A 9,365-nucleotide genomic window follows, 5' to 3' on the forward strand; every position below is an offset into this window, starting at 1 on the left:
TCGGCGTCACGCGGGGCGACCGTGAGCCACGCCGCCCGCGGGAAGCCGAGCAGGTACGCGTTCTCGACCCGCCGCGTCGAGTTCGACGGCCGGCAGGGCCACCTGTTCACCCCCGACCGGCCGGCGGACGCCCCGATCGTCGTGCTCGCCCCCGGTGCCGGGCTCCCGTGGCGGGCGACGCTCGAGCCGACGGTCGAACGACTCGCGGCCCGCGGCTACGCCGCCTTCGCGTTCGACCACCGCGGCTTCGGCCACGTCGACGGCGATCACCTGCTCTCGCCGAGCCGCCAGCGTGCCGATCTCGACGCCGCCGTCGAGGCGGCCCGTGACGCCCCGGAAGTCGACGGTGACCGGCTCGCGCTCTGGGGGCTGGATCTCTCCGCGGGCACCGCACTCGCGGCCGCCGCGGACGCCGTCGCCGTCGACGCCGTGATCGCCCGGTTCCCCGTACTCGCGGGCGCGAGACTGCTCCCCTCGTGGGTGAGACCCCGGCTCCGTGGGCTCGGTCGGGGCGTCGCGGACTACCCCGTCTCGGCGCTGGGCCGGCTCCGCGGCGTCGACGCCGACGAGCGCGGGCTGCGGGTGCCGCTGTTCGGGGAGTCCGACGAGGTCGCCGCGATCGCCGCCGACGGCGCCACGCGCGCCGTGCGGGACGTGCTCGGGCGCGAGCCCGGAACCGCGCCCGCGCGGTCGCTCGTGAAGCTCCAGCGCCACGACGTGCGCGAGGCCGTGGAGGGCCTCACCTGTCCGGCGCTGTTCGTCGCCGGCGAGCACGACGAGTTCGCGCCGCCCGAACCGGTCGTCGCCGCGACCGACGACGTCAGGAACGCCTCGCTCGTCCGAGTGCCGGCCTCCCACTACGGCGCGCTGGACGGCGCGGAACTGGAGCGGACGCTGAACTACGAACTCGCCTTCCTCGACGCCGAACTGTAGCGGTTCCGGGGCCGGAGTGGCACAAGACACTTGTCGGTGTCCGGAGACCTGTAACGCATGGACAACGAACGAGCCCTCCTCGGCGGCGCCGTCGTGGTCGTCGTCGCCGCCCTCCTCGCGGCCGCGGTGGTCCCCGGCGCGGTCACGCCCCCCGACGACGATCCGGTCCGCCCGGGACCGGTGCGCGTCGTCGACGCGGACATCGCGACGGGCGAGATCACGGGCCGGACCGCCGAACTCGACCTGTTCGCGACGCTCGACCACCGCGGTAATCCCGCAAAGAACGTGACGGTGCGCTTCGAGGCGACCGACGCCGAGTCCGGCCTGCTCGTCGCCGAGGACGTGGTGGCGGTCGGCGACTTGACCGCCGAGGGCGAACGTCGCGTCTCGACCACGCTCACGGTCCCCCGCGACGGGGGGTACGAACTCGAGGGGGTCGTCTACCGCAACGGGACGCGGGTCGACGAGTTCAGCCGGCGGGTCAGCGGCGTCGAGGCGCTGACGCCACCGTACGCCGAGTCGAACGTGAGCTTCGTCGACGACCCCGTGCTCGAGCCGGTGACGGTGTCGATCGTCGACGCCGGCGCGGATCGCACCACGCTCGAACTCGGCGGCTGGCTCACCGCGGTCGGGCCGAGCGAGGCCGACTCGCTGTCGGTGACGTTCGTCGTCCGGCAGGCCGAGTCGAACGTCGTCGCCGCCCGGACCAGCGTCGACGCCGGCGGCCTCGAGGAGGGTCGCAGCGAGACGGTCACGACCGAGGTGTCGGTGCCCAGCGAGTACAACTACTACGTCGACGCCATTCTCACCCGCGAGGGCGTGATCGTCGACACCGCGGGCGGCGTGGTCAACCTCGACCCCACGGAGACGATCGACCGCGACGAGAGTCGACGGGACGTCGAGTTCAACGCGAGCGACTTCGACCGCGACGGCGGGCCCCCGGACCGCCAGACGGCGCCCGGTGAGACGCCGGCCCAGACGCCCGGGTTCGGTCCGGCGGTCGCCGTCCTCGCGCTCCTGACTGCGGGCTTGCTGGCACGGAGGCGACGATGAGCGAGGACGAGCGCCCCGACGGCGTCGAGGACCCGACCGACGACCGATCCCGAACGGAGGACACCATGACCGACACAGCCGACGACGACGACGGAGCCGCGAACCGAGAACCCGAGGAGGGACCCGAACAGGACGAGGGGCGCGACCTGCGGCGCACGCTCAACTACGTGCTGCTGGCAGGGCTCTCGCTGCTGGCGCTGATCGCGACGCTCCAGCTCTACCTGAACGTCTCCTCGGCGATCAACCAGTGGATCAGCCACGAGTACCGCTCGCTGTTCCAGGCGGCGTTCAACCTGGTCGTGTTGCTGCTGGTGGGGACGGCGATGGTCTGGCAGGTGCGACGGCTCCGGGAGTAACTACGGCGCGACGGTCCACCAGAGCGCGACGACGACCAGCCCCCCGAGCACCGTCGACGCCACCGCGTGCAGGCGCAGGCGGTCGAGCACCGCGTGGGCGTCGTCGTCGACGCTCAGCGCGTCGTGGACCTCGCTCCCGAGTTCACACCGCGGGAGGAAGTCCATCGCGACGTGGAGGAACACGCCGGTCGCGAAGCCGAACACCAGCCCGTTCAGCGGCCCCGAGGCGGGCAGGCTCACCGCGCTCGCCAGCACCGCGACGACGCCGACGCCCGCCGCCGGCAGGAGGATGGGGAGCCACGAGCGACCGTTCCGGGCGAGTCGATCCGCGGCGGCGTAGCCCGCCGGCCCCTTGTGCGAGACGATCGCGACGCCCAGCAGCGGCCCCAGTTCGGGCATGTTCCCGTAGACGATCCCGATGATCGCTCCCGCGGCGGCGGCGTGGGCGGTCAACTGCGCCACCGTCGCGTCCATCGGGAGCTCGATGTGGGAGAGCCGGTGGCCGATCGCGTGGCCCGCGAAGCCCACGATCACGCCGGTCGCGACCCCCAGCCCGCCGAACCGCAGGTGGTGGTTCAGCGCGTCGGGGAGCAGGAAGAGGCCGACGCTGACGATCATCGCGCCGCTGGCCAGCCCGGAGCCCCAGACTAGCGTTCCCGGCCGGTTCTGGTCGGTTCGCAGCGCCATCGCGACGCCGCCGACCATCGCCGCGAACGCGACCCAGCCGATCTGGATCGGCTTCCACGCCCCCGTCACCGCCGCGATCCCGGTGGCACCCAGCAGCGACAGTACCCCGATCGCGCCGACGATCCGCTCGCCGCGACGTGACTGCGTACTCGCCTCTGTATCCATCTGTTATGAACTACGGGTCCGAAGTTAATAACCGCCCCGGTCGCGACTCAGCGCGGGAGCTTCCCCGGCTCGCCGTCGTGACGGATGTACTCGACGGCGATCCCCGTGATCGGCGCGTCGGAGGCGTCGGCGGCGTCGCGGGCGGCGTCGAGGTAGGCCTCCGTGATCGAGACCACGGCGTCGTAGGCCGCGGCGTCGGTCTCGGCCAGCAGGTACTCCGCGGTGACGGGGGTGAGCTGGCCCTCGCGGACGTCCGCCGCGAAGTCGTCCACGTCGTCGAGCCAGACCTGCGCGCCGACGATCGACAGCACGACCGCGCGCTCGAACTCCGGGGAGAGCTCGATGCCGGCCTCGCGGAACATCTCGATCATCCCGTGGTAGATGACGCCCACCCGGCCGTACTGGGTGACGAGGTAGGGGAGGTCGAGTTCGGCCGTCTCGAACAGCACCGGTGGCTCGTCGAACGGGGGGTGTTTGTACTCCGCTCGAAGCGCCTCGCGGGCGGTCTCCGGATCGCGGCTGCCGCTCTCGCCGTCCACGTCCGCGGCGGTCACGTCGGCGACGGCGTCGGCCTCGGCGGCGGCGACGGCGTCGGCCATCAGCTCCCGGAAGTGGGGGTCGCGGTCCTGGTGGGCCTCCGAGCGCTCGACGGCGGCGTCGTAGGACGCCCGAACCTCGTCGTCGAACGCCGCGAACTGCTCCTGTACCGCGGCCTGCAACACTTCCTGAGCGATGTCGGCGACTCGAGCGCGGTCCTCGACGTCGAAGTCGACCGCGAAGTCCTCGTACTCGCCGTCGTTGATGGCGTCGCGCATGTCGCCGTCGAGCAGGGCGACGACGACCAGTTCCGCCACCTCACGGGCGCGTCGGGTCTCACGAACGAGTTCGGCGGGGTCGGCGTCGGCCGCGGACCGCCGCCGACGGAGCCGCGAGATCGGGTCGGTCGCGCGCCGGCCGGAGATCGGGTCGACCCCGGGCGGCGTCGTGGCGCTGGCCCGGCGGTAGACGTGTGCGAGCGTGAGCTCGACCGGGAGCGTGAGCTTGGTGTCGTAGTCGAACGCGACGGACTCGCGGCCGAACTCGTCGGCCAGCGCGGCCTCCACGTCGGCGTAGGCGTCCTCGATCATCGCTTCGACTTCGGCTTCGACGCGTCGCTGGAGGCGGATCGCCCTGAGTTCGAGCGAGCCGCCGGCCGCGTAGTGACTGAACACCGCGCGGGCGGGCGTCGGGAGCGCGTCGACGCCCGCGAGCCGGTCGGCGATCCCGCGGAGCGGTCCGGACATGGCTCGGAGTGAGCCGACCAGGGGTTTGAAACTGTCCATCCCCGAACCGACCGGGTTTTTGCCCTCCCGCGGCGAGGTGCCTGTATGCGACGGGACCTCGCGGCGCGGGGCGAACGCGCGGTCGACACCGCGCGGCTGCTCGCCCGGAGCGTGCTCGACACCAATCCGGTGCCCGACTGGGAGCACGTGACGAAAGTCGACCCGGAGGGCGCGAAGAAGCTCCCGCTGCTCTACCCGCTCTGGCTCGCCGAGACCGACGCCGTCTCGGTCGGCGGCTCCTCGGACGTGACGCCGGCCAACACCGCGGCCGCGTTCGACCTCCTGGCGCCGCTGTCGACGCCGGTCTGTCACGAACCCAGCGGCGCCGACCACGTCACCGAGCAGAGCCACGACGTCGCCGACCTGCTGCTCGTGCCGGAGGTGCTCAACGGCGACAGCGAGGCGCTCGTGGGGACGCTGGGGACCGCGATCGAGAGCGTCCGGGAGGAGCTCGCTCCCGAGTTGATCCGCCGGAAGGCGTCGTGGCTCCCCGACCGCGTCGCCGACTGGCTCGCGGGCGTCGCCACATCGCTGCTGCTCTCGGAGGCCGCCTTCGAGGCGTACATCGTCCAGAACCCCGACAGCGCGGCCGCCCGCGAGTCCGGCGTCGGCGCCGAGGACCTGCTCGACCCGACCGACGCCAAGCGCCGGGCGATGGCCGCCGACCGCCACCTCGAGTCCGAGATCGTCTACCTCGAGTACTCGGGCACGTTCGGCGGGGACGAGGCGGTCGAGACGCTCGAACGCATCGACGGTGCGCTGGTGCGCTCGCGAGTCTGGTACGGGGGCGGCCTCGCGAACGCCGAGGACGTGCGGGCGGTCCGCGAGGCCGGCGCCGACACCGTCGTCGTCGGCGACGCGTTCCACCGCGTGGCCGAGCGGGAGGCCGACCTGTTGGAGCAGGCGGCGACCGATCTCGACGCCGACGCGTCGCCCGAGACGATCCGCGAGTGGGTCGCCGACCGCGTCGACGCCGAGGGGTCGGGCGCCCGCTTCCTCTCGACCGTGCCCGGCGTCGACGACCCGGTCGCGCTGGCGCGGGAGTACACCGGCACGACCGTGCGCGCGTGGCTGGAACTGCGAGCGCGGTCGCGGCGCGCCCGCGAGGGGAGCGGGGAGCCGACCGTCGACGTGCAGGACACCACGCTCCGGGCCGCGCTGGCGCCGATCGTCGACGACCCCGACGCGCTCGCGGCGGCGATCGCGCGGGGTGCGCTCGCTGGCCCCGACGACGTGGTGGCGGACGGCTCCCGTCGGTCCGACCAGCTCAGCGCCTCGCTGGTCGACGCCGGAACGTCACACTAACGTGGCCGCCGGCCGCGAGCGAGGGTATGGTCGAGAAAGCCGACGCCGGATTCGTTCTCGGGACCGGACTGCTCGTGTGGGTCGCCGCCGTCACCGCTGTCGACGGCTGGGGCGAGCCGGTGATCGCGTTCTGGGGGGCGGTTCTCACCCTCGGCGTCGCCGGCGCTTTCCTGGCGGCCGACGCACTGGAACTGGCACGCTGACCCCGAAACAGCAGTTTGAAACGCCGCGCTCACGTCGCACCGGGCGATGAGTATCCCCTCGTTCGTGGTCGGCATCGCCGGCGGCACCGGCGCCGGCAAGACCACGGTCGCCCGCCTGATCACCGAGAGCGTCGGGGAGTCGGTGACCCGGATCCCCCTCGACAACTACTACGAGGATCTGAGCCACCTCGACCGCGAGGAACGGGAGGCGGTCAACTACGACCACCCCGAGGCGTTCGAGTGGGAGCTGCTGCGGGAGCACCTGCGCGCGCTCTCGGAGGGGCAGGCCGTGGAGATGCCCCAGTACGACTTCGAGATCCACAACCGCAAGGACGAGCGCGTCACCGTGCTCCCGACGGACGTGATCATCGTCGAGGGCATCCTCGCGCTGTACGACGAGACCATCAACGACATGATGGACCTCCGGCTGTACGTCGAGACCGACGCCGACGTGCGGATCCTCCGGCGGATCAAGCGCGACGTGATCCAGCGCGGCCGGGCACTCGAGGACGTGATCGACCAGTACCTCTCGACGGTGAAGCCGATGCACGAGCAGTTCATCGAGCCGACGAAGAAACACGCCGACCTGATCATCCCCGAGGGCGCCAACTCCGTGGCGGTCAACCTGCTGGAGGAGAAGATCGAAGCCGAGATCGAGGGCGAGGGGACCCGCACGTGGGAGCGCGGGTCGCTCGAAGGCGAGTTGGGCGAGCGGATGTCGCTGGAAGAGGAGTAGCCCAGTCACGGCGCGTGAGCGTCGACGACCTCCGTGTCGTCGACACTGAACCCGTGCCGTGACTGTGCCGAACCAACACACGGCGCGTGACCGTCGACGACCTTCGTGTCGTCGACTGCCCCGACCGATGGTCGTGACTGGTCGACCTCCGACACACCGGGAAGGACCGGTCGTCGACGCGCTCAGGCGTCGACGAACTGCTCGGCGCCCTCGTAGAACCAGTAGCCGTGCTCCCGCATCACCTCGCCGAGGGTCTCGTGGAACTCGACGAAGTCCGCGAACTCCTCCTTCTCGACGTGCTCGAAGATCTCCTCGACGGAGGCGACCTGTTCGTGGCTGATCCGCACCGGGTGGTCGCCGTAGTCGGCGACGTACTCCTCGGCGGTCAGCGGGAAGTCCTCCTCCTCGTCGATCTTCTTGGCCAGTACGGCGTGGCCGTACTTGCGCCGGCCTTCGCTCCCTTCCTCGCCGTCCGGGTCGTGGGGCCAGTCGTCGGCGTCGCTCATTGCTCGGCCGTTCGCCCGACCGGCCCAAAGCCTTTGCGTTCGACGTGTTCGGCGGTCCGGAACCGAGAAGCGAACCGCTACGTGATCGAGATGCGGTGGGACTGGGATTCGAACCGGACCGAGACGTGCTCGCCCGCGTTCGCGCGCTGTGCGCGTCCCGCAGGGTTCGAACCCGACACGCGTCGATCCGCACTGTCGTTCGGAGACGACGGTGGGACTGGGATTCGAACCCAGGAGGCGTGACGCCACCGGTTTTCAAGACCGGCGCAATGGGCCACTCTGCCATCCCACCAGACAGCCCCACGTTTCCGCCCGGGATGGTTGAAGCTATCGGACCGCAGTCAGGCGTCGATGCCGCGGGCTACTGCCGGGTGAGCCCGTCCTCGTCGACGATCAGCCCGTACTCCTCGATCAGCGCCGCGGTGAAATCCGGGACGGCGCGTCCGGCGGCGACGCGGGCCCGGACCTCCGCGACCACGCCCGCGAGTTCGTCGCCGGTCCGGGCGGTCGGCTGGGTCGGGAGGAACGCGGTCTCGTGGTCCTCGCCGCGGGCCAGTTCAGCGATCGTGTTCAGCGCCGGCGGCGTCATGGCGTCGGTGAAGTCGACGGTGTCGCTGAAGCCGGCGTAGTACACCGACCCGCCGGCGCCGGGGCCGAGCACCACGTCGTTGCTCCGGTGTTTCATCGCCGCGGAGTCGATCCCCGCCCGAGTGACGAAGGGGGTGGTCCCGGGGAGCACCGCGACCGACCGGGCCTCCTCCTCGCGGAGCAGGTGGGTCACGGTGTTGCCCACGCGGGCGCTCCGTGTCGAGCCGACCTGTGGCTCGAAGCGCACCTCGCCCACGTCCTCGACGGCGTCGGCGGCCAGCGCACGCACATCCGCCTCGGTCGACACCTCGGTCCGGTGTGCCTCGTCGAGCAGGTCGTCGGGGCGGTAGTTCACGAGCAGGTCGGCGCCGGAGCGCTCGACGGCCCGCATGGCGTCGCGATCCATCGCGGCAGCGAGTTCGGCGGCCTCTCCCTCGTTCAGCGGACTCGTCGCCGCGAGGTCGGGAAACCGGAGGCCGGGACGTGGCGGGTCGGCGAGCAGCACGACGGTTGTCATCGATGACTCTCGACTCGCGGCGTGCTTGAATCCGGCGGGTCGCGGTCGGTGGGCGGCGACGCGAGTGGCCGAGCGCCGCGCTTAAGCGACTGCCCGCCGACCGGCCGGTATGCTCGACTCCCGTGCGCTCGGACTGCTCGCGACCGGCGTCACCTCGGCGCTGGCGCTGGGCGGTCTCGCGACGTTCCTCCGACTGCTCCCCGACTCCCCGACGATGGCGGCGAGCGCGGCGACGTTTGCCCTCTGTGCCGTCGCCGTCGCCGCGGGCGTCGCCGCCGGTACTGGAAACCGACCGACGGAAACCGCGTACTGGTCGTAACTCGCGGAACCCGTCGCCGCGTCCTCAGCGACTTCTGCGCCCCTTCGTCTGCCGGTAGTCCCGCGAGAACACGTTCTCCCGCACGTGCTCGACGAACGCGGCCTCCTGCTCGTCGGTCTGCTCCGCTGGCGGGATCATGGGGACGAGTTCGAACCCGCGGCCGCGGATGGTCGTCGCGTGCTCCTCGACCACGTCGAAGCTGTCGGGCCGGCGGGTGGTGTACTCGACTGCGAGTTCACGGAGCACCCGGTCGCCGACGGCAACGATGATGTGGGGGTTGATCATCCGGAGTTCCGCGTTGAGGAACGGCTCGCAGTTCCGGACCTCCTCGTCGGTCGCCGCCCGGTCGGGGTGGCGACAGCGGGAGAGGTAGGTGAGGTAGACGTTCTGGAGGTCGGGCTCCGCAGCGTCAGGCGGCGAGCGCGAGAAACCGAGTTCACCGAGGACCCGCTGGACTCGCTCGCCGGCGCCGTCGCCGGTGAAGGGCACGCCCGTCGCTTCCGCCCCTGCGGCGGGTCCCTCGCCGACGAAAACGAACTCAGCGCCGGCGTCGCCGTAGCCGTGGACCACCTGCTCTCGGCACGCCGCGAGCGCCGGACAGTTCCGGCAGTCCTCGTCCATCCCGAAGGGGTTCGACAGTTCGTCCTGGTGGGCGTCCACGTTCGCTCGTGGTTG

At 71.6% G+C, this 9,365-nt stretch carries 12 protein-coding genes and 1 tRNA gene; 7 read left to right on the forward strand and 6 right to left on the reverse strand.

Annotation, left to right across the window (positions count from 1 at the left end; genetic code table 11):
• The first annotated feature begins 21 nt into the window (after positions 1-21).
• The 3 genes from BMZ83_RS00590 to BMZ83_RS00600 are packed head-to-tail and all read left to right on the forward strand — an operon-like array spanning position 22 to position 2,342.
• Complete coding sequence (locus BMZ83_RS00590; protein ID WP_074874552.1) at positions 22-933, forward strand: alpha/beta hydrolase; 912 nt, start codon at positions 22-24, stop codon at positions 931-933.
• Between the two features lie 57 nt (positions 934-990).
• Positions 991-1,986: a DUF7490 domain-containing protein gene (locus BMZ83_RS00595; RefSeq protein WP_074874553.1), complete on the forward strand. Its 996-nt coding sequence runs from the start codon at positions 991-993 to the stop codon at positions 1,984-1,986.
• On the forward strand, positions 1,983-2,342 hold the full coding sequence (locus tag BMZ83_RS00600; protein ID WP_079990068.1) for a hypothetical protein: 360 nt from the start codon (positions 1,983-1,985) through the stop codon (positions 2,340-2,342). Before BMZ83_RS00595 ends, BMZ83_RS00600 begins: the two co-directional genes overlap by 4 nt.
• On the opposite strand, the gene BMZ83_RS00605 is transcribed toward BMZ83_RS00600, so the two are convergent.
• Together BMZ83_RS00605 and BMZ83_RS00610 are read right to left on the reverse strand one after the other, a co-directional pair.
• Entirely contained in the window at positions 2,343-3,194 is an 852-nt protein-coding gene (locus BMZ83_RS00605) for a ZIP family metal transporter (protein ID WP_074874555.1), read from the reverse strand.
• A 47-nt stretch (positions 3,195-3,241) separates the two neighbouring features.
• Positions 3,242-4,477 (reverse strand): hypothetical protein, encoded by a 1,236-nt coding sequence (locus tag BMZ83_RS00610; protein ID WP_074874557.1) that lies wholly within the window; start codon positions 4,475-4,477, stop codon positions 3,242-3,244.
• Between the two features lie 84 nt (positions 4,478-4,561).
• On the opposite strand from BMZ83_RS00610, the gene BMZ83_RS00615 reads away from it, so the two are divergent.
• The 3 genes from BMZ83_RS00615 to udk are packed head-to-tail and all read left to right on the forward strand — an operon-like array spanning position 4,562 to position 6,760.
• The gene (locus BMZ83_RS00615) at positions 4,562-5,821 is read left to right on the forward strand and encodes a geranylgeranylglyceryl/heptaprenylglyceryl phosphate synthase (protein WP_074874559.1); all 1,260 of its coding nucleotides are present in this window, start codon (positions 4,562-4,564) and stop codon (positions 5,819-5,821) included.
• Between the two features lie 26 nt (positions 5,822-5,847).
• The gene (locus tag BMZ83_RS16675) at positions 5,848-6,024 is read left to right on the forward strand and encodes a hypothetical protein (protein ID WP_166623238.1); all 177 of its coding nucleotides are present in this window, start codon (positions 5,848-5,850) and stop codon (positions 6,022-6,024) included.
• A gap of 46 nt (positions 6,025-6,070) precedes the next feature.
• Complete coding sequence (gene udk, locus BMZ83_RS00620; protein ID WP_074874561.1) at positions 6,071-6,760, forward strand: uridine kinase; 690 nt, start codon at positions 6,071-6,073, stop codon at positions 6,758-6,760.
• Between the two features lie 182 nt (positions 6,761-6,942).
• Here udk and BMZ83_RS00625 read toward each other — a convergent pair whose 3' ends face one another.
• The 3 genes from BMZ83_RS00625 to BMZ83_RS00640 all read right to left on the reverse strand — a co-directional run bounded on the left by BMZ83_RS00625 (position 6,943) and on the right by BMZ83_RS00640 (position 8,371).
• Entirely contained in the window at positions 6,943-7,266 is a 324-nt protein-coding gene (locus BMZ83_RS00625; RefSeq protein ID WP_074874563.1) for a DUF5785 family protein, read from the reverse strand.
• 209 nt (positions 7,267-7,475) lie between these two features.
• A tRNA-Ser gene (locus BMZ83_RS00635) sits at positions 7,476-7,558 on the reverse strand.
• A 69-nt stretch (positions 7,559-7,627) separates the two neighbouring features.
• On the reverse strand, positions 7,628-8,371 hold the full coding sequence (locus tag BMZ83_RS00640; protein WP_074874567.1) for a hypothetical protein: 744 nt from the start codon (positions 8,369-8,371) through the stop codon (positions 7,628-7,630).
• Between the two features lie 109 nt (positions 8,372-8,480).
• On the opposite strand from BMZ83_RS00640, the gene BMZ83_RS00645 reads away from it, so the two are divergent.
• A complete protein-coding gene (locus tag BMZ83_RS00645; RefSeq protein WP_074874569.1) occupies positions 8,481-8,690 on the forward strand; it encodes a hypothetical protein in 210 nt (69 codons plus the stop codon).
• Between the two features lie 24 nt (positions 8,691-8,714).
• Here BMZ83_RS00645 and BMZ83_RS00650 read toward each other — a convergent pair whose 3' ends face one another.
• Entirely contained in the window at positions 8,715-9,350 is a 636-nt protein-coding gene (locus BMZ83_RS00650; RefSeq protein WP_074874571.1) for a uracil-DNA glycosylase, read from the reverse strand.
• Positions 9,351-9,365: the final 15 nt, after the last annotated feature.

Source organism: Halolamina pelagica, assembly GCF_900115675.1.
GTDB lineage: Archaea > Halobacteriota > Halobacteria > Halobacteriales > Haloferacaceae > Halolamina > Halolamina pelagica.